General features: G+C 71.8%; 17 protein-coding genes. 6 read left to right on the forward strand and 11 right to left on the reverse strand.

Annotation, left to right across the window (positions count from 1 at the left end; all coding sequences use genetic code 11):
• Window positions 1–148 precede the first annotated feature (148 nt).
• From CCN39_RS02755 to CCN39_RS02765, 3 genes are all read right to left on the reverse strand, one after another.
• Window positions 149–874: a peptidylprolyl isomerase gene (locus CCN39_RS02755; RefSeq protein WP_086838228.1), complete on the reverse strand. Its 726-nt coding sequence runs from the start codon at window positions 872–874 to the stop codon at window positions 149–151.
• A gap of 274 nt (window positions 875–1,148) precedes the next feature.
• Entirely contained in the window at window positions 1,149–2,114 is a 966-nt protein-coding gene (meaB, locus tag CCN39_RS02760; RefSeq protein ID WP_086838229.1) for a methylmalonyl Co-A mutase-associated GTPase MeaB, read from the reverse strand.
• Window positions 2,115–3,302 (reverse strand): acetyl-CoA C-acetyltransferase, encoded by a 1,188-nt coding sequence (locus tag CCN39_RS02765; RefSeq protein ID WP_086838242.1) that lies wholly within the window; start codon window positions 3,300–3,302, stop codon window positions 2,115–2,117.
• A gap of 137 nt (window positions 3,303–3,439) precedes the next feature.
• On the opposite strand from CCN39_RS02765, the gene mce reads away from it, so the two are divergent.
• Window positions 3,440–3,895 (forward strand): methylmalonyl-CoA epimerase, encoded by a 456-nt coding sequence (gene mce, locus CCN39_RS02770; protein ID WP_086838230.1) that lies wholly within the window; start codon window positions 3,440–3,442, stop codon window positions 3,893–3,895.
• A 531-nt stretch (window positions 3,896–4,426) separates the two neighbouring features.
• Here mce and CCN39_RS02775 read toward each other — a convergent pair.
• Together CCN39_RS02775 and CCN39_RS02780 are read right to left on the reverse strand one after the other, a co-directional pair.
• Window positions 4,427–4,999 (reverse strand): TetR/AcrR family transcriptional regulator, encoded by a 573-nt coding sequence (locus tag CCN39_RS02775; RefSeq protein ID WP_086838231.1) that lies wholly within the window; start codon window positions 4,997–4,999, stop codon window positions 4,427–4,429.
• Between the two features lie 19 nt (window positions 5,000–5,018).
• On the reverse strand, window positions 5,019–5,387 hold the full coding sequence (locus CCN39_RS02780; RefSeq protein WP_071831581.1) for an SPW repeat domain-containing protein: 369 nt from the start codon (window positions 5,385–5,387) through the stop codon (window positions 5,019–5,021).
• A 199-nt stretch (window positions 5,388–5,586) separates the two neighbouring features.
• Between CCN39_RS02780 and ccrA the strand changes: the two genes are divergently transcribed.
• From ccrA to CCN39_RS50025, 5 genes are all read left to right on the forward strand, one after another.
• Window positions 5,587–6,927: a crotonyl-CoA carboxylase/reductase gene (gene ccrA, locus CCN39_RS02785; RefSeq protein ID WP_086838232.1), complete on the forward strand. Its 1,341-nt coding sequence runs from the start codon at window positions 5,587–5,589 to the stop codon at window positions 6,925–6,927.
• Window positions 6,928–7,090: 163 nt separating this feature from the next.
• Window positions 7,091–8,299: a chromosome segregation protein gene (locus CCN39_RS02790; protein ID WP_086838233.1), complete on the forward strand. Its 1,209-nt coding sequence runs from the start codon at window positions 7,091–7,093 to the stop codon at window positions 8,297–8,299.
• Window positions 8,300–8,392: 93 nt separating this feature from the next.
• Window positions 8,393–8,845 carry a universal stress protein gene (locus tag CCN39_RS02795; RefSeq protein WP_086838234.1) on the forward strand — a complete coding sequence of 151 codons (453 nt, stop codon included), beginning with the start codon at window positions 8,393–8,395 and terminating at the stop codon, window positions 8,843–8,845.
• Window position 8,846: 1 nt separating this feature from the next.
• A complete protein-coding gene (locus CCN39_RS02800) occupies window positions 8,847–9,962 on the forward strand; it encodes an adenylate/guanylate cyclase domain-containing protein (RefSeq protein ID WP_086838235.1) in 1,116 nt (371 codons plus the stop codon).
• A 109-nt stretch (window positions 9,963–10,071) separates the two neighbouring features.
• Window positions 10,072–11,850, forward strand: coding sequence for an SEFIR domain-containing protein (locus tag CCN39_RS50025; RefSeq protein ID WP_086838236.1), 1,779 nt, complete (start codon window positions 10,072–10,074; stop codon window positions 11,848–11,850).
• A 4-nt stretch (window positions 11,851–11,854) separates the two neighbouring features.
• Here CCN39_RS50025 and paaE read toward each other — a convergent pair whose 3' ends face one another.
• From paaE to CCN39_RS02835, 6 genes are all read right to left on the reverse strand, one after another.
• The gene (gene paaE / locus CCN39_RS02810; protein ID WP_086838237.1) at window positions 11,855–12,907 is read right to left on the reverse strand and encodes a 1,2-phenylacetyl-CoA epoxidase subunit PaaE; all 1,053 of its coding nucleotides are present in this window, start codon (window positions 12,905–12,907) and stop codon (window positions 11,855–11,857) included.
• A gap of 1 nt (window position 12,908) precedes the next feature.
• Window positions 12,909–13,397: a 1,2-phenylacetyl-CoA epoxidase subunit PaaD gene (gene paaD / locus CCN39_RS02815; protein ID WP_086838238.1), complete on the reverse strand. Its 489-nt coding sequence runs from the start codon at window positions 13,395–13,397 to the stop codon at window positions 12,909–12,911.
• Window positions 13,391–14,248, reverse strand: a complete 858-nt coding sequence (gene paaC / locus CCN39_RS02820) for a 1,2-phenylacetyl-CoA epoxidase subunit PaaC (RefSeq protein WP_086838239.1) — start codon at window positions 14,246–14,248, stop codon at window positions 13,391–13,393. Before paaC ends, paaD begins: the two co-directional genes overlap by 7 nt.
• Window positions 14,245–14,559, reverse strand: a complete 315-nt coding sequence (gene paaB, locus CCN39_RS02825) for a 1,2-phenylacetyl-CoA epoxidase subunit PaaB (protein WP_167454960.1) — start codon at window positions 14,557–14,559, stop codon at window positions 14,245–14,247. The genes paaC and paaB overlap by 4 nt, the downstream gene beginning before the upstream one ends.
• A gap of 38 nt (window positions 14,560–14,597) precedes the next feature.
• A complete protein-coding gene (gene paaA, locus CCN39_RS02830; protein ID WP_086838241.1) occupies window positions 14,598–15,533 on the reverse strand; it encodes a 1,2-phenylacetyl-CoA epoxidase subunit PaaA in 936 nt (311 codons plus the stop codon).
• A partial coding sequence (locus tag CCN39_RS02835) for an aldehyde dehydrogenase family protein (RefSeq protein WP_143263917.1) occupies window positions 15,530–16,614 on the reverse strand: 1,085 nt, incomplete at its 5' end. The genes CCN39_RS02835 and paaA, both read right to left, overlap by 4 nt.

A 16,614-nucleotide genomic window follows, 5' to 3' on the forward strand; every position in this document is an offset into this window, starting at 1 on the left:
GTCGACCCTCCAATCACGCGTGTCGACCTCCCAATCACGTGTGATGACCCCTCAATCACGCATGAAGCCGATCCCACCGCGTGAAATACCCCGCCGAGCACCCCCGATGCCCGCGGGCCGCCCCCACCGGAGCAGCCCGCGACCACCGTCAGAACCAGCAGTCCGGCCGGACGCGCAGCAGTTCCGTCCGCAGCACCGGCGTCCCGTCGACCGGCGCGGGGTCCTCCGCGGTCGGCTGGATCCCGCCGGCCGCCACCTTGTCCAGCGTCCGCAGCCCGTCCGCACCGACCGTGCCGAACACCGTGTAGTTCGGCCGCAGCGCGGAATCGCCGTACACGACGAAGAACTGCGAACCGTTCGTGTCCGGCCCCGCGTTGGCCATGGCCAGCAGGCCTCGCGCGTAGACGCGCCGGGCGCCGGTCGGGTCGGTCGGCGCCGGCGGCAGGTCGACCGGCAGCTCGTCCTTGTACTTGTAGCCCGGCCCGCCTTCGCCGGTCGCGGTCGGGTCGCCGCACTGCAGCACCTTCAACGTCGGGTACGCGGTCAGCCGGTGGCACACCGTGTGGTCGTAGAACCGGTGCCGTGCCAGGTGCAGGAAGCTCTGCACGGTGCACGGCGCCTTCGCGCGGTCCAGCCGCAGGGGCAGCGCGCCCTGGCTGGTCGGGATGGCGACGTCGACCTTGCCGTGGCTCGGCGTGTGCCGCGGGTCGGGTGGCAGCGGCACCGGACGCGCGGGCGGTTCGTCCGGGGTTTCGGTGTACTGGCAGGGCCCGTGGGTCGTCTTCGGCGGCGGGGCGTCGGCCGCCGTGGCGACGCCCTGACCGGCCACGAACAACGCGCCCGCCGCCAGCGCGGTGAAAAGTGTCTTCTTCATGCTGCACGCCCTCCCAGTGATCGCCCGGTTCCGGAGCGCCCCGCAGTCTAGGGCCCGGCACCGACAGCCAGAACCGGCGAAAGTCGCCCCCTGTCAGCCCATCGGGTGAACCTCGGCGTCCGCACCCGGGAAATTGTCGGACCCCCGGCGCAAGATGATCAGCACGCGGCAAACCCGCCGCACACGCAGGGAGGGCAGCATGGAATTCCGGCGAAGACCCGTTGCGGTGGCACGGTTTCTGCTCGCGCGCCTCGCGTCGGCGGCCCGGAGCGCGCTACCCCCGCAGGTCCGCGATCAGTTCTTCGGCGGCGGCGAACGGATCGAGTTCCCGCGCCACGACCCGCTCGGCGGCACCGGCGAGCCGTCCCCCGCCGCGCAGGTCCACGAGCTCGGCCCGCAGCCGCCGGAGCGCGATGGCCTCGACCTCGTCCCGCGCCCGGGCCACCCGGCGCCGGGCCAGCTCGTCGTGCTCGACCAGCCAGTCGTGGTGCGCGGCCAGCGCCCGCACGACCTCGTCGACGCCCTCACCCTTGGCCGCCACGGTCCGCACGATCGGCTGGCGCCAGCTGGGCCCCCGGATCTCCCGGCGCGCCAAGGAGATCATCTGCTTGAGGTCGTGCACGGTGGCTTCGGCGCCCTCGCGGTCCGCCTTGTTCACGACGAAGACGTCGGCGATCTCCAGCACGCCGGCCTTCGCGGCCTGGATGCCGTCGCCCATGCCCGGGGCGAGCAGCACCACCGTGGTGTCGGCGAGTTTCACGACGTCCACTTCGGACTGCCCGACGCCGACGGTCTCGATCAGCACGACGTCGAAACCGGCCGCGTCCAGGACGCGCACCGCCTGCGGGGTCGCCCACGAGAGCCCGCCGAGGTGCCCGCGGGTGGCCATCGAGCGGATGAACACGCCGGGGTCGGTGGCGTGTTCGGTCATCCGGATCCGGTCGCCGAGCAGCGCTCCGCCCGAAAACGGCGAAGACGGGTCGATGGCGAGCACCCCGACCCGCTTGCCCTCCGCGCGCAACGCGGTGAGCAGCGCCGATGTCGAAGTCGACTTGCCGACACCGGGTGGTCCGGTGAGCCCGACGACCCGGGCCCGCCCGGTGTGCGGGGTCAGTGCCCGGGCGATCTCCGCGACGCGGGGGTGGGCGTCCTCGACGAGCGACAGCAGCCGCGCGACGGCACGGGGTTGTCCGTCCCGCGCGCGGCCGACGAGGTCGTCGAGGTCGAGTGGGCCGGCCACTTACGCCGACGGCACCCGCAGCAGGAGGGCGTCGCCCTGGCCGCCGCCACCGCACAGCGCGGCGGCGCCGAGCCCGCCACCGCGGCGGCGCAGCTCGTGGATCAGGTGCACGGCGAGCCGGGCACCGGAGGCGCCGATCGGGTGGCCGAGCGCGATGGCGCCGCCGTTGACGTTGACCTTCTCCGGGTCGAGGCCGAGCTTCTCGGTGGAGACGAGCCCGACGGCGGCGAAGGCTTCGTTGATCTCGACGAGGTCGAGCGCGTCGGCGGTGAGGTTCGCCTTCGCCAGCGCGGCGAGGATGGCGTTCGACGGCTGCTCGTGGAGGCTCGCGTCGGGCCCGGCGACGACACCGTGCGCGCCGATCTCGGCGAGCGGCGTGATGCCGAGTTCCTCGGCCTTCGCCTTGCTGGCCACGATCACGGCGGCGGCGCCGTCGGAGATCTGCGAGGCCGAGCCCGCGGTGATGGTGCCGTCGGAGGCGAAGGCGGGGCGCAGCTTGGCGAGGCCTTCGGCGGTGGTGTCGCCGCGGACGCCCTCGTCGGTGTCGAAGACGACCGGGTCGCCCTTGCGCTGCGGGATGGAGACGGGCGCGATCTCGTCGGCGAAGTAGCCGTTCTTGATCGCCTCGGCGGCGCGCTGGTGGGAGCGGGCGGAGAACGCGTCCTGCTGCTCGCGGGTGACGCCGTAGCGGGCGTTGTACTTCTCCGTCGAGGAGCCCATGGCGACCTGGTCGAAGGCACAGAAGAGACCGTCGTAGGCCATGTGGTCGACGAGCGTGGTGTCGCCGTACTTGAAGCCGGAGCGGGACTTGGGCAGCAGGTGCGGCGCCTGGGTCATCGACTCCTGGCCACCGGCGACGACGAGGTCGAACTCGCCGGCGCGGATGAGCTGGTCGGCGAGCGCGATGGCGTCGAGGCCGGAGAGGCAGACCTTGTTGATCGTCAGCGCGGGCACGTTCATCGGGATGCCCGCGGCGACAGCGGCCTGGCGCGCCGGGATCTGGCCGGCGCCGGCGGTCAGCACCTGGCCCATGATCGTGTACTGCACCGCGTCCGGGGCGACGCCGGCGCGTTCGAGGGCCGCCTTGATCGCGACCCCGCCCAGCTGAGCACCCGTGAAGTCCTTGAGGGAGCCCAGCAGGCGCCCGATCGGCGTACGGGCGGCACCCAGGATCACGGAACCGGACACGGCGTCCTCCAAGCATCGGCGCATGGGCAGTTTTCCCGACCATACCCGGGAGCAGGGCTTCTTGATGGAGCCAGTGTGAGGCGGGGCACGCGCCGATTCCGCCTCGAAGCGGCGCGCGGGCCCCCTATCCTGCCTCCATGAATGACGCCCTGCGGCCGTTCGTGACGGCCATCGACCACGTCGGCATCGCGGTCCCGGACCTGGACGCGGCCATCGAGTTCCACCGCGCGCACTTCGGCCTGGAGGTCGCGCACGAGGAGGTGAACGAGGAGCAGGGGGTACGCGAGGCGATGCTCCGCGCCCCGGGAACGGCGGGCACGGAGACGCAGATCCAGCTGCTGGCCCCGCTGCGCGAGGACTCGGCGATCGGCAAGTTCCTGGCCAAGAGCGGCCCCGGGCTGCAGCAGCTGGCCTACCGCGTGTCCGATGTGGACGCCGCGGCGGCGGCCCTGCGCGAAAAAGGCCTGCGCATGCTTTACGAGGAGGCGAAGAGGGGAACATCGAACAGCCGGGTGAACTTCGTCCACCCGAAGGACGCGGGCGGCGTCCTGGTGGAGCTGGTCGAACCGGCCAAGAACGCAACGGCGCACTGACCCGGCCCGGAGCAAGGATTTCGGCACAAAGGACCGGCGCGGAGCCGCACGCCCGTGACAAGAAGCGGGCGCGCGGCCGGCACGCCGATGAGCACCGCCACCCGGGCAACAGCTGAGGCCGCCGCCCCGATCCGGATCCGGGCAACAGCTCGGGCACCGCCCCGATGGCGTGCACGCCGGACGGCGCCAGGTGCCCAAGAGCGGGCGCAACCGCCCGGTGGCCCGAGAGCGCACGCGCGCATGGTTGGTCGGCCAGGTACGCAGCCCGGCCACGCGGCGCTCAGCCGAGCCAGCCAACCGCCCCACCCAGCCGGGCAAGCGCCCATCCGGACCGGGGCGACCCGGCCAGGCGCCCAACCCAGGCGAGCGGGCGCGCCCAGCCAGACCACGGCGCCCCAGCCGAGCAGGCGCGCCCCAGCTCAGCAGACGCCAGCCGACCAAGCGCCCAACCCGGCCAAGCGCACCCGGGCCCCGGGCCAAGCAGGCGCGCCCAGCCGAGCAGGCGCCGTCGGCCGGACCAGTACGGCCCGGCTACGCGGGCGCGGCCTTCGACGACAGCGCGTCCGCGATGAACGTCAGCTCCCCGTCGAACTCCGCCGGCAGGTCGTCATCCGAATGCCGGGCCGTCGCATGCCGGTGGCTCACCGCACGCGCCAGCAGACCCGACGCCCGATCCACGTCGGCCGTCGGCAACCCGCCGCCCGTTGCCGCCACGATCACCGCGCGGACCTGGCGGACCAGGACCTGGAACCGCTCGTGCAGCGCGTCGCGGACCACGTGGTGCGTGTCCGCCTCGCGCCACAACAGGTGCGACAGCCCCAGTGACCTGCTGAACCGGTGGTCCAGCTCGCGGACCAAGCGCCGCAAGCTGCCCGCCAAGTCACCCGGGACCACCACCACCGCCGGCTCGATGCGCTCGTCGGGCAACCGGGCGACCAGCGCCGTGAGCAGGTCGGACTTGTGGCGGAAGTAGTAGTGCACCAGTCCCTTCGGCACCCCGGCCCGCTCCGCTATGCGCGAAGTCGGGGTGGCGTCGAAGCCGGACTCGGCGAAGAGCGCCTCGGCGGCGCACAGGATGCGCTCCTTCGCCGAATCCTCGGTCATTCCCGTGCCTCCTGCGTCGTCAGTGCTGCCCGGCCGTGCGGTGCGCGGCGTTCGCGACCGGCATCGCTGCCGCGCCGGCGATGACCGTCAGCACCCCGGCGATCCAGGACGTCCAGGACGCGCCGTTGAACTCCGTGTACCCCATCACCCACGGCGCGATGAAGAGCAGCACGCCGAGCGCGATCTGGATGCCTTCGCCGTAGACCATGCCCGGCATCGCCAGCGAAACCAGGCCGTCGAGTGCGATCAGCGCGCCCAGGACGACCATCGTCCACATCGCGGTCGTGTCCGTGCTCAGCCAAAGGGGTGAAAGAGCGGCGACCACCCCGATGACGACCTCGGCCCAATCGTGTGGCCGGGTCCACGCGCGCGTAGAGACTTCACTCATTCGTGCTCACCTCCGTCGGTGAAACTGCTGGTCGGGTGGGTGTACCCGACATCGATGATCCGCTTGACTGGCCAGCCGGTCAAGACGGGCCGGTCACAGTTCGGCGTGTAATCGTGCTGTCCGTCTCGTACAGTTGTGGGCGCGTGTTACCGGCGAGTAATTTCTGCCGCCAACGCCCCCCATCTCCGCGGAGGAACCGATGACGCAGCTCGGCGAGATCCAGCAGGCCATCCTGAACGGCGAGTCCGCCGCGGTCGGCTCGTTGCCCGTGCCCGAGAGCTACCGCGGGGTGACCGTGCACGCCGACGAGGTCGACATGTTCGAAGGCCTCGAAAGCCGGGACAAGGACCCGCGCAAGTCGCTGCACGTCGACGACGTCCCCGTGCCCGAGCTGGGGCCCGGCGAGGCGCTGGTCGCGGTGATGGCGAGCGCCATCAACTACAACACCGTGTGGACGTCGATCTTCGAGCCGATCCCGACGTTCAAGTTCCTGAAGAAGTACGGGAAGCTCTCGCCGCTGGCCAAGCGGCACGACCTGCCGTACCACGTCGTCGGCTCGGACCTGTCCGGCGTCGTTCTCCGGACCGGCGTCGGCGTGCACAACTGGAAGCCGGGCGACGAGGTCGTCGCGCACTGCCTGAACGTCGAGCTCGAGAGCCCCGACGGGCACAACGACACCATGCTCGACACCGAGCAGCGGATCTGGGGCTTCGAGACGAACTTCGGCGGCCTCGCCGAGATCGCGCTGGTCAAGGCCAACCAGCTGATGCCGAAGCCGGACCACCTGACCTGGGAAGAGGCCGCCTCCCCCGGTCTCGTCAACTCCACCGCCTACCGCCAGCTCGTCTCGCGCAACGGCGCGGACATGAAGCAGGGCGACGTCGTCCTGATCTGGGGCGCGTCGGGCGGCCTCGGCTCCTACGCGACTCAGTACGCGCTGAACGGCGGCGCCATCCCCGTGTGCGTCGTCTCCAGCCCCGAGAAGGCGGCGATCTGCCGGAAGCTCGGCGCCGAGCTGATCATCGACCGCAGCGCCGAGGACTACAAGTTCTGGAAGAACGAGACCGAGCAGGACCCGAAGGAGTGGCAGCGCTTCGGCGCGAAGATCCGCGAGCTGACCGGCGGCGACGATCCCGACATCGTGTTCGAGCACCCGGGCCGGGAGACCTTCGGCGCTTCCGTCTACGCCGCGCGCAAGGGCGGCACGATCGTCACGTGCGCTTCGACGTCGGGGTACCTGCACCAGTACGACAACCGCTACCTGTGGATGAACCTGAAGCGGATCATCGGCTCCCACTTCGCGAACTACCGCGAGTCATGGGAAGCGAACCGGCTGATCGCGAAGGGGCTGATCCACCCGACGCTCTCCAAGACCTACGCGCTCGAGGAGACCGGGCAGGCCGCGCTGGACGTGCACCGCAACGCGCACCAGGGCAAGGTCGGCGTGCTCGCGCTCGCGCCGCAGGAAGGCCTCGGCGTCCGCGACGAAGAGAAGCGCGCGAAGCACATCGAGGGCATCAACGCGTTCCGCGGCGCCTGAGGCCCGGTCGTGGCGTCGGAAACCGCCGGAGAACCACTGGTTTCCGGCGGTTCCTTTCGCCGCGGGAGACGGCGCGTTCGGCGCACGGCACGGGTGCTCACCCTTCCGTGACCGGACTGCGGCTACGGTAGGCCCCATGAGCCTTGGCGATGAACGGGAGCTTGTGCCGCTGGGAGCCGGCTTCGACGTGGCGAAGCGCGGGTACAGCCGAGCGCAGGTCGACGAGCACCTCGAACGGCTGGACGCCGATCTGAAGATGCTCACCGCGGATCGGGACGCCGCCATCGCGCAGGCGGGGGACCTCGCCCGCCAGCTGGAGATCGCGCGCGGCGAGATCGCGGACCTGCGCGGGCAGGTCGACCGGCTGGCGCAGCCGCCGACGAGCGTCGAAGGCCTGTCCGAACGGCTGCAGCGCATGTTGCGGCTGGCGCAGGACGAATCCGCCGACACGCGCGCCCGCGCCGAAGCCGAGGCCGGGCACATCCGGGCCAAGGCCGAGACGGACGCCAGCGCCATGCGGGCCCGCTACGAGCAGCTGCTCACCGAGCTCGACCTCCGCCGCAAGGAGATGGAGGCCGAGCACCGGAAGGTCCTCGAAGACGCCCGCGCGCAGGCCAAGAAGATCACCGACGAGGCCGAGGCGGAGCGCAAGCGCCTCGACACCGAGTCGCAGGAGCGGCGCACCAAGGTCGAAGAGGACTTCGAGATCGCGATGGCCTCGCGCCGCACCGAGGCGATGCGGGTGCTGGCCGAGCAGGAGGCGGCGAGCAAGGCCGAGGCCGCCCGGCGCGTCCAGGAGGCCACGCAGGACGCCGCCGACATCCGCGCGAAGGTCCTCGAAGAGGAGAAGGCCGCGAAGGCCGACATCGACCGCCGTCAGCGGGAGTCGGTCGCGGAGGCCAACAAGCGCCGTCAGGACTCGATCACCGAGGCCAACGCCCGGCTCGCGGAAGCCGCCGACGAGGCTCGGCGCCGCGTGACGTCCGCCACGGAGGAATCCAACCGGCGGATCACCCAGGCGAACGAGCGGGTCGACGCGCTGCGGAAGGTGCGCGGCGGGCTGGCCGAGCAGGTGCGCGCGGCGCGGGCGGTGCTGGCCGAGGCGCACACCGTCCTCGGCGACGACGTGAAGGTGCCCGCCGACGTCAAGGCCGACCTGGTGGCGGACCCGAAGCCGGACGCCGGGGACGGCACCGAGACGACGGTCCGGGTCACCGACGTCGAGGAGACGATCCGGATCCGCGCTTCCGACGTGCCGAAGCCGAAGCCCGGGGCCAAGCCGGCCACCAAGCCCGGCGCCGCCGGGCCCGCCAAAGCGGCGCCGAAGCCGGCTCCGCGGGCGAGCGGAGCGCAGAAAGCGACTGGCGAGTAACCTTCCACCCGACACGGGCGCGGACGAGCCTGCGCGGTCGGTACCGACCGGCTATCGTCCCTGCTCACGCGGGATCACCTGGAGGTTTTGCGCATGGGTGCGGCATATCGGACCGTGGTGGTGGGCACGGACGGCTCGGAGTCCTCGTTCGCGGCGGTGGACCGCGCGGCGGCGGTGGCCGGCGACGCGGGCGCCACGCTCGTCATCGCGTGTGCGTTCTACCCGGCGAGCCAGTCCGACGTCGACAAGGCCCAGGACGTCCTCGGCGAAGAGGCGTACCAGGTCGTCGGCTCGGCCCCGGCCGAAGACACCCTGCAGTCGGCGCGGGACCGCGCGGCCCGGGCGGGCGCCGAGAAGATCGACACGGTCGCGGTCAAGGGCGACCCGGTCGACTCGCTGCGCAAGGTGGTCAAGGAGCGCGAAGCCGACCTGCTGGTGGTCGGCAACCGCGGGCTGAACACGATCGCCGGCCGGATCCTGGGCTCGGTCCCGTCCGAGGTGGCGCGCAAGTCCGGCGTGGACGTGCTGATCGTCCACACGACCTGACGTGACCGATCCGGGCGAGGAACTTCAGCAGCGGCTCGAACGCGTCCTGCTCGGCGGCCGGCGGAAGTACACCCGGCTCGAAGTGGCGGAAAAGGCCGGCGTGCCCGACGAGCGGTCACGCCGGCTCTGGCGCGCGCTGGGGTTCGCGACCGTGCGCGACGACGAGGTCGTCTTCACCGACGCCGACGTCGAGGCGATGCGGACCGCGGACCAGCTGGTGCAGTCGGGGCTGATCGACCCGAGCATCGAGGTCTCGGTGACGCGCGCGCTCGGCCAGCACCTGTCGCGGCTGGCCGAGTGGCAGGTCGACATGCTGTTCCGGCTGATCAGGGAACAGCCGGAGCTCGGCCGCAGCGAGCGCCAGGTGACGCGCCTGGTCGACCGGCTGCTGCCGGAGCTGGAGCAGGTCCAGAACTTCGTCTGGCGCCGCCACCTGGCGGCCTACGCGGGGCGCGCGTTCGCGGCGCCGGACGAGCACCTGGAGACCCGCACCGAGGTGGTCGGGTTCGTCGACATGGTGGGCTACACGCGCCTGACGCGCCAGATCGGCGAAGACGAGCTGAGCCGCGTGCTCGACGCGTTCGAGACGCTGGCCACGGAGGTGATCGCCGAGCACCACGGCCGCGTGGTGAAGATGATCGGCGACGAAGTCCTGTTCGTGGCGGACGCCGCGGTCGACGCGGCGGAGATCGCCTTGACGCTGACCGAGCGCACGTCGGCGGACGAGACGTTGCCGGCGGTCCGCGCGGGCATGGCGTCGGGCCGCATCCTGTCGCGGTTCGGCGACGTCTACGGCTCGGTGGTCAACCTGGCGGCCCGCCTGACGTCGGTGGCCCGGCCGGGCACGATCCTGGTCGACCGCGAGCTGGCCGCGGAACTGGCCGAGGAGAAGGCGTACGACCTGCGCGCCCGCAGGCCGGTGACGGTCCGCGGCTACAACCGCCTCCGCCCGTCGGCGCTGCGCCGGGCGAGCGAGGCCCCCACGGGCATGTTCGCGAGCTCCCAGCAGCTGGCGGCGGAGATGCTGGGCCTGACGGACCCGGCACCCCGGGAAGAGCCGCCGGAGGACCCGGCGACCGAACCGCGGCCCCGCCGACGCCGGCGCCGCAGGCTCTGACCGGCGCTCACCGAGTCGGTAGAATCCCTCCCTCGCGTGGACGAGGTGGGGAGGTGCGCGTGGCCGGAGCCGATGCGCTGCGCCGGGAACGCGGCACGGGTGGCGCGGCGTGACCCGAGCGTTCCTCTCGTACGCCGAGGAGCCGGGCGACCCGTCCCACCAGGAGTCCGTGCTGCGGCTCTGGGAGTTCCTGCGGTCCTGCGGGGTCGACGCCGAGCTCGATCTGAGCGAGGCCCACGAGCGCCGGGACCGGGCGTTGTGGGTGGCCGGGCAGATCCGGGAAGCCGACCACGTCCTGGTGATCGCCTCCCCCGCCTACCGCCGCGGCGCCGAGGGCCGCGGCGGCGCCGACGAGGAACGCGGCGTCCAGTGGGAAGCCCGGCTGATCCGCGAGGCGTTCTACGCCGACCGGAACGCGCTGAACCGGTTCGTGCCCGTCCTGCTGCCAGGCCGCGGCCCGGACGACGTGCCGGACTTCCTGGCCCCGGCCACTTCGACGGTGTACGCGGTCACGGACTTCACCGTCGAAGGCGCCGAACGGCTCCTGCGCATGCTGACGAACCAGCCCGAATTCGTCCGGCCGCCGCTGGGTGCCATTCCGGTGCTGCAGCCGCGGCAGGTGCGGCCTCCCGGCCCGGTGACGCCGCGGCCGGCCCCGGCCGTCCGGAACGTGGTCACCGGGGACGTCAACGGGGTCGTGATCCAGGTGGGGAACGCCGGCTCCGTGACGGTGCCCGGCACGCCCGCCATCCGGGTCGGCGAAGGCGCCGATCCACGAACCGAGCGAGCGTTCGAGAAAGCCGCTCGGCGAGCCGGAAGCCGCTTGGGTGCGCCCACCGGCCGGGCCTACCCCGAGGGACCCGGCTTCGTCCAGCATTTCACCGGCGGCGCGGTGATCTGCGCGGTCGCCGGCAAGCCGGCCGTGGTGGTCGCCGAGCCGGTGTGGGAGGACCTTTCGGCTTTGCCGGGATTCCCGGACGGACCCGGATTTCCGGTCACGGACCTCACCGATGCCACCCGCATGGCCGTCCTCGACGGCGGAGCCTGGCATGAAGGTCTCCTGGACCGCGATACCGCAACGCAGCCGGCGCGGTGGAAGCCCACGCCCCGGCTGAGCAGGACCGGCCGGGAGGCCCTCCGGCTCCCGGTGGCCGGGCCGGCGGATCTGACGGTGCGCGCCGTCGCCACCCTGCCGTGGCAGCTCGACGACGACGCCGAGATCAGCCGGCGAACCCGCGACCTGATCGAAGCGGCGCTCCCGGAAGCTCCGATCAGCACGCTCCTCCCGGCGTTGTCTCTTCTTCGGCGGGCCCGGACCGCGCCGGCCCGGTGGGAACGGGCGAGCGGGCCGGACGTCCGCCAGACCGTCCGGGACGCCCGGTACGACTACACCGTGCGCAGTCCGGCCGGCGGGAGCACCGCCGTGCGCGCGGTCGCGCGCATCCTGCTTCCCACCGGCCGGCCGTGGACGGTCACGGTTTCCGTCGAGTTCCAGGCGAACTTCGCGGCGTGGGCCTCGGCGCGTCCGGACGGCACCGCCGCCGGTCTCCGGGTGACGGCGAACGAGATCGTGGAACTGTGGACCGCGGCGTGGCACACCGCGACCCTCGTGGTGCCCGGTGCGCTCGTCCCCAATCCCGAGTACGCCGCGCTGCTGGCGCCACCGGCGGTCGAACTGCACGTCAAGGCGGACACCAGCCTGTCTGCCGTTGCCGACCTCTCGGTGTTCGGGAAGCCGACCGGACTGCCGGGTCCGGAGGGCGCGGCGACCGTGGTGGCCCCGATCAGATTCGGCCGCACCGAGCGACGCACTTGGGCCTCCCACGCCTTGACCCGCGTGGCCCGCGACTGGGGCTTCGTGGACGCCGACGAGTCCGATCTCCTCTGAAGGCTCAGGCGTCGAAATCGACGGTGAGCGTTTCCGAGACCGGGTACGACTGGCACGTCAGCACGAAGCCCGCCTCGATCTCCGCCTGCTCCAGTGCGAAGTTGCGCCGTAGGTCCACCTTGCCCTCGGTGACGCGCGCCCGGCACGTTCCGCACACCCCGCCCTTGCAGGCGAACGGCAGGTCCGGGCGGAACTTCTGGGCCCCGTCCAGCACCGATGACGAGCGCGGCAGCGTCATCGGTGTCGAACGGCCGTCCAGGATCACCGCGACCTCCGAGGACTCGCCCGCCACCGCCGGGTCGAGGTGCTCCACCGGGGCCGGTGGGGTGTCCACGTAGAACAGCTCCTGATGCACCTTCGACGCAGGCACGCCCAGGGACGCCAGCAGCTCCTGCGCTCCCGAGACCATCTCGAACGGGCCGCACAGCCACCAGTGGTCCACCGACTCCACCGGCACCAGCGAGGAGAACAGCGCGCGCAGCTTCGGGACGTCCAGGCGGCCCGTGAACAGCTCCGCCTCGCGGGGCTCGCGCGACAGCACGTGGATCAGCTCGAGCCGGGACGGGGCGCTGTCCTTCAGGTCCGCCAGCTCGTCCGCGAACATCACCGTGTCCGTGCGGCGGTTGCCGTACAGCACCGTCACCGTTGCCGTGGACGACTTCAGCAGCGACGACACGATCGACAGCACCGGCGTGATGCCCGACCCCGCCGCGATCAGGACGTGGTGGCCGCCCGCCGACAGGTCCGGCGTGAACGAACCGGAAGGCGGGGCCACCTCCACCGTGTCGCCCGCGCGGACCTCGTTCACCAGCCACGACGAGAAGAAGCCGTCCGGGACCAGGCGGACGCCGACCCTGGGGGCCGCGCCCGCCGGGGCGCAGATCGAGTACGACCGGCGCTCGTCGCGGCCGTCGATCGAGCGCCGCAGCGTCAGCGACTGGCCCGGTTTGAACGCGTACTCCGCAGCCAGCGACGAAGGCACGTCGAAGGTCACCGCGACCGCGTCGTCGCACAGCCGCTCGACCCCGGCCACCGTCAACTCGTGGAACCGCGCCACCTTAAATCTCCTTGACGTGCTCGAACGGCTCCAGGCACGCGCGGCAGCGCCGCAGCGCCTTGCACGCCGTCGCGCCGAAACGGGACTGCTCTTCGGTGTCCGCCGACCCGCACAAAGGACAGCGGACCGCGGACACCGGTGCGGAAAGCGTCAGCGGGATCGGGCCCGACCGGCGGGGCGCGGCACCCGGCGGCGCGATCCCGGCTTCGGCGAGCTTGCGGCGCCCCGACGCCGAAATCCAGTCCGACGTCCACGCCGGCGACAGCTGCGTCCGGATCTCGACGTCCGGGTAGCCCGCCGAAACCAGCGCGTGCTCCAGGTCGTCGCGCATGGTGTCCATCGCCGGGCAGCCCGTGTACGTCGGCGTGATCGCGACGACCACGCGGCCCTCGGACTCGGACACCGAGCGCAGCACGCCCAGGTCCGCCAGCGTCAGCATCGGCAGCTCGGGGTCGGTGACCGTGGCCGCCACGGCCGCGGCGGTCACCACCGGGCGTCCGGCATCGCCCGGGCCACGCTCTGCAGCTCCGCCAGCAGGAACCCGAAAGACTCGGTGTGGACGCCGTCGCGGCCGGTCCGGCCCGAGACGCCGGCCAGCTCGCCCGACGACGGCCGCACTAGGGTCGCCGCCGCAAGAGCCTGGTCCAGCACCGCATCGAACTCGGGGCGCAGCGAAGCCGCGTCCACGAACTCCGTGGGGTGCGTGCGGAACAGCTCCCCCACGTACGGCCAGGCCTCGTCCAGGCCTTCCTGCATCCGCGCGTGCGACAACGGCGTCCCGTCGCCGAGGCGGACCAGCCACTGCGCGGCGTAGTCGCGGTGGTAGGTCAGTTCCTTGACGCCCTTGTCCGCGATCGCGGCCAGCACCGGGTCCACCGACGATTCCAGCCGCTGGAACAGCGCCAGCCGCCACGTCGAGAACACGAACAGGCGCGCGATCAGGTGCCCGAAGTGGCCGCCGCCCAGCTCCGCGAGCCGGACGTTGCGGAACTCGTTCTCGGCGCGGAGAAAGGCGAGCGAGTCCTCCGTGCGCGAAGAGCCGTCGGCCTTGCCGGCGCGGGCGAGCAGCAGGCGCGCCTGCCCCAGCAGGTCCAGGGCGATGTTGGCGATCGCGACCTCGTCCTCCAGCTCGGGCGCGTTGGTGCACCACTCCTGGAGCCGGTGGGAGAAGATCAGCGCGTCGTCGCCCAGCATCAGGCAGTAGGCGGCCAGTCGCGTACCGTCCACACCGGACGGCACCGAAGTGTCCATTCCGGACAGCGGGTCTTCGAAGCCGGTGCCGAACGCCCAGCGGGCGTCGTTCTCCTCGGTGATGGCCTCGTACACGTTGTCGAAACTCATATGTGCGGCACATCCTCGGGAATGTCGTAGAACGTCGGGTGCCGGTAGACCTTGTCTCCGCTGGGCGCGAAGAACGGGTCCTTCTCGTCCGGCGACGAAGCCGTGATGTCCGCCGCGCGCACGACCCAGATCGACACGCCTTCGTTGCGCCGCGTGTAGAGGTCGCGCGCGTGGTGCAGGGCCATCTGGTCGTCGGCCGCGTGCAGCGATCCGACGTGCACGTGGTTCAGCCCGCGCTTGCCGCGGACGAACACCTCGTACAGCGGCCAGTCGTGCTTGACCGGCCCCGGGGCGGCGGGGACGCCTTCCAGGGGGACGGCGCCGTGGCCGCCTTCGGCCGTCAGGTCGGTCACTTGCGCTCCTCGTTCTTCGCGGCGTGGGCGACGGCGGCTTCCCGCACCCACGCGCCGTCTTCGTGCGCCCGGCGCCGGTGCGCGATCCGTTGCGCGTTGCAGGGTCCGTTGCCCTTCAGCACGTTCTTGAACTCGTCCCAGTCGACCGCGCCGAAGTCGTAGTGCCCCCGCTCGGCGTTCCACTCGAGGGCAGGGTCCGGGAATGTGACGCCGAGGGCCTCGGCCTGCGGCACCGACATGTCCACGAACCGCTGCCGCAGCTCGTCGTTGGTGTGGCGCTTGATCTTCCACGCCATCGACTGCGCGGTGTTCGGCGAATCGGCGTCCGGCGGGCCGAACATCATCAGCGACGGCCACCACCAGCGGTTGACGGCCTCCTGGACCATCTCCCGCTGCTGCTCGGTGCCCTTCATCATCGTCATCAGCAGCTCGTAGCCCTGCCGCTGGTGGAAGGACTCCTCCTTGCAGATCCGGATCATCGCCCGCGCGTACGGCCCGTACGAAGACCGGCACAGCGGCACCTGGTTGCAGATCGCGGCGCCGTCGACCAGCCAGCCGATCACGCCGACGTCGGCGAAGGTCAGCGTCGGGTAGTTGAAGATCGACGAGTACTTCTGCTTGCCCGTGATCAGCTTGTCGGTCAGGTCCGCGCGGTCCGCGCCCAGCGTCGCCGCCGCGGAGTACAGGTAGAGCCCGTGGCCGGCCTCGTCCTGGACCTTGGCCAGCAGGATCGCCTTGCGCCGCAGCGACGGCGCCCGCGTGATCCAGTTGCCCTCCGGCTGCATGCCGATGATCTCCGAGTGCGCGTGCTGCGCGATCTGCCGGATCATCGTCTTTCGGTAGCCCTCGGGCACCCAGTCGCGCGGCTCGATCCGCTGGTCGCGCTCGATGGTGTGCTCGAAGTGCTCTTCCAGCGATACGGTGGCGGTCACGGCTGCTCCTTCGACACCAGCGTCAGGACGTCGTACTTGGCCACGGACTCGCCCTCGGCGTTGGTGACGTCGGCGTCCCAGCGGACCTCGCCGTACTCCTGGTCGATCCGCGGGGTGATCTGCTTGGCGGTGAGCGTCACGGTCAGCGAGTCGCCGACCTTGACCGGGGTGAGGAACCGCAGGTTCTCCAGGCCGTAGTTGGCCAGCACCGGGCCCGGCTCGGGCGAGACGAACAGGCCCGCGGCGAACGAGACGACCAGGTAGCCGTGCGCGACGATCCCGCCGAACAGCGGGTTGGCCGCCGCGGCTTCCGGGTCGGTGTGCGCGTAGAACGTGTCGCCGGTGAACTCGGCGAAGTGGTCGACGTCTTCCTGGGAAACGACCCGCGGCCCGGCCACCACCGAGTCGCCGATGCGCAGCTCGGCCAGGGACTTCCGGAACGGGTGGACGCCTTCGGTCCGCGGCGCGCCGGTGACCCAGCGGCCGGTCACCGCGGAGAGCACGGCCGGTGAGCCCTGCACCGCGGTGCGCTGCATGTGGTGCAGCACGCCCCGGATGCCGCCCATCTCCTCGCCGCCGCCCGCGCGGCCCGGGCCGCCGTGGACCAGCTGCGGCATCGGCGAACCGTGCCCGGTGGACTCCTTGGCGTCCTCCGCGTCGAGCACCAGCAGCCGTCCGTGGAACGGTGCCGCACCGAGCACGACCTCGCGCACGAACTCCTTGTCCGCGGAGACGACGGATCCGGCCAGGCTGCCGCCGCCGCGCGCGGCGAAGTCGACGACCTGCCCGGTGGACGTGTACGGCATCAGCGTCGAGACCGGGCCGAACGCCTCGACCTCGTGCGGCTCGGAGCGTTCGGGGTCTGCCTTGAGCAGCACCGGCGAGATGAAGGCGCCGCGCTCGGCGTCGGCGTCGACCACCGAGACATTTTCCGGGTCGCCGAACACGACGCTCCCGGCGTCCAGCAGCGCCTTCAGCGACCGCCGGACCTCCTCGCGCTGCTCCAGGCTGGCCAGCGCGCCCATCCGGACGCCTTCGGACGCCGGGTTGCCGACGGTCACCTTCGCCAGCCGCTCGGACG

The sequence above is a fragment of the Amycolatopsis kentuckyensis genome, from assembly GCF_002155975.1.
In the GTDB taxonomy this organism is placed as follows: Bacteria; Actinomycetota; Actinomycetes; order Mycobacteriales; family Pseudonocardiaceae; genus Amycolatopsis; species Amycolatopsis kentuckyensis.

What these genes read in the sequence shown, in the direction of transcription:
- CCN39_RS02775 (WP_086838231.1), bottom strand. Translation starts at nt 4,999, where the DNA reads ATGACCGAGGATTCGGCGAAGGAGCGCATCCTGTGCGCCGCCGAGGCG.
- CCN39_RS02755 (WP_086838228.1), bottom strand. Translation starts at nt 874, where the DNA reads ATGAAGAAGACACTTTTCACCGCGCTGGCGGCGGGCGCGTTGTTCGTG.
- paaC (WP_086838239.1), bottom strand. Translation starts at nt 14,248, where the DNA reads ATGAGTTTCGACAACGTGTACGAGGCCATCACCGAGGAGAACGACGCC.
- ccrA (WP_086838232.1), top strand. Translation starts at nt 5,587, where the DNA reads ATGACGCAGCTCGGCGAGATCCAGCAGGCCATCCTGAACGGCGAGTCC.
- mce (WP_086838230.1), top strand. Translation starts at nt 3,440, where the DNA reads ATGAATGACGCCCTGCGGCCGTTCGTGACGGCCATCGACCACGTCGGC.
- CCN39_RS02795 (WP_086838234.1), top strand. Translation starts at nt 8,393, where the DNA reads ATGGGTGCGGCATATCGGACCGTGGTGGTGGGCACGGACGGCTCGGAG.
- CCN39_RS02780 (WP_071831581.1), bottom strand. Translation starts at nt 5,387, where the DNA reads ATGAGTGAAGTCTCTACGCGCGCGTGGACCCGGCCACACGATTGGGCC.